Annotated in this window: 2 protein-coding genes; both read left to right on the forward strand. The window is 59.8% G+C overall.

What is annotated here, in order from left to right; all coding sequences use genetic code 11:
- Positions 1-874: hypothetical protein (locus MVO87_RS11295; RefSeq protein WP_297552294.1), on the forward strand; the 874-nt coding region annotated here is incomplete at its 5' end.
- Positions 874-1,102 (forward strand): hypothetical protein (locus tag MVO87_RS11300; RefSeq protein WP_297552292.1); only part of this gene is annotated, 229 nt, incomplete at its 3' end. The genes MVO87_RS11295 and MVO87_RS11300, both read left to right, overlap by 1 nt.

The raw sequence follows: 1,102 nt of genomic DNA on the forward strand, positions 1-1,102 counted from the left end.
CGAAGACTTCCTCACGTTCCTCCTTGAGACGGACGCGAAGTGGGCAAAGCGCAAGCTGTGGCGCGGAATCATCAGAAGCATCTACGAGAACCCGCGCGCGCACTCGACAGACATTGCCAAGCTCCTCGACACGACGCCCTCCACCGTCATGCGCACCGCCGAGCGATATAGGGCTATGTGGAACGAGCTTCGCGAGGACTACGAGGAGTGGAAGCGGAAGCTTGAGGAAGGCGTCCCGGGCGAGTTAGAGTCGAAGCTCCCACCAACCAAAGCCCCTTCCCCACAGCCGGCCCCGGAGCCGGCGCCGAAGAAGCGTGGGGGCTCGAAGAGCTCTACGGGTGGCGAGAAAGAAGAAAAAATCCCGCAGAAGCTCTACGAGTTCACCAAGAGCACGACGACCTTCAAAGAGATTGATAAGACGCTTAGCGAAGTGCTCGGTGCTCAGTTCCACGATACGGCGGTTAGAAAGGAAGTTTACGCCCGGCTCGGCGAACTGCTGATTTTCAGCCTCCTCCAGCTCGGTGTGGTCGAGCGTGATAAAATAGTCGCCTACTCTGAACAGCTCTCGACCGACCCGGACAGGCTCTACGAGTACGTCAAAAACCAGCTCGACGCCGTTCTCCGCTTAACCGACGCCGAGACGCTCCAGCGCGTCTGGGTCGAGCTAACCGCGCTCAGGCGCCAGGTCAGGGCACTCGAAGCGACCGCCGACATGCTCAGCGACACGCTAAAAGAGTACGAGGACGCCATCCGGTTCCTCATGGGTCTTCTCACGCGCGACCAGCTCGAAAAGTTCTCCGCGTATGTGTTTATGAAGGAGTTTATGAAGCAGTACGCGCCCCTGCAGGGCGCCGTTCCTGGAGGTGGTAGATGATGGAAGCCGTGCAGGTCGAAAAGACCGCCGAGGAGGCGCCGACCGAGGTGCCGAAGCTCGAAGAGTTTCTCCCCGTCGGAGAAGCCCAGCCCGCCGAGGAAAACGCCCCAGAGCTCCCGAAAGAGGTGCAGAACCAGATTGCGACGACAATCGTCCAGGGCCAGATGGCCGGCCTAAGCGAGGAGGAGATAAAGGAGAAAATCAAGGAGCGCTACGGCCTAAGCGACG

Origin of the sequence: Thermococcus sp. (assembly GCF_027063845.1) — an archaeon.
Lineage (GTDB): Archaea > Methanobacteriota_B > Thermococci > Thermococcales > Thermococcaceae > Thermococcus.